2 protein-coding genes are annotated in these 572 nt (G+C 55.2%); both read left to right on the top strand.

All coding sequences use genetic code 11. The annotated features are described in order from the left end of the window. Window positions 1-181: hypothetical protein (locus AC1RO3_RS08355; RefSeq protein WP_481763982.1), on the top strand; the 181-nt coding region annotated here is incomplete at its 5' end. Beyond that, entirely contained in the window at window positions 178-384 is a 207-nt protein-coding gene (locus tag AC1RO3_RS08350; protein WP_289867159.1) for a hypothetical protein, read from the top strand. The genes AC1RO3_RS08355 and AC1RO3_RS08350, both read left to right, overlap by 4 nt. The last annotated feature ends 188 nt before the right edge of the window (window positions 385-572 follow it).

The raw sequence follows: 572 nt of genomic DNA, 5'->3' as shown, positions 1-572 counted from the left end.
CAGTTACCGCTCGGCTGACGAGGAGGCGTTTGTCGAGGCTCAGGGCGGCACCGTTGTCAAGTACAGCGCGAAGATGAATGTGCTACTATACAAGCCGGGTGCTAAGTTCGCGGACAAGATCGTAAAGGCCGGGAACAAGGCGATGACATGGGACCAGTTCAAGGAGAAATACGGGCTATGAGCGAGATTACGTTTGCTGTAAAACGCGTTGTCGTGGTGCAGGGTTCTGGCTCCGACAAGATCGCGGTGTTCACCGATTTGCCGGGCCCCATCTGGCCGTTCGAAGAAAAGGCGGTGTTGAGTATCGAAGCGGCAGCAGGCACGGGCCCGGAGTATGTACGTGCCGTGTTTGGGGTTGAGCCCGAAGTGATTCATCGGGGTTGACTGGTCGCTCGAAGTAGGTATAATGGGAATCACTAAATTATTGGAGGTTCCCATGTTCGAAAAAGTCACCAAGCATTTCAAAGTCGCGGCACTGCGCCGCCGTATCCGGAAGCTCCGAATCGATGAGGCAGCGCAGATCGCGGTGGTGAACGCACAAGTCGATGTTATCAACAAAGCGAAGAGCGCCC

The sequence above is a fragment of the Dellaglioa sp. CoH-57-MRSF-19 genome (assembly GCF_056781975.1).
The sequence above is the reverse complement of the archived record's forward strand: the minus strand, read 5'-3'. Positions and strand labels throughout refer to the sequence as shown.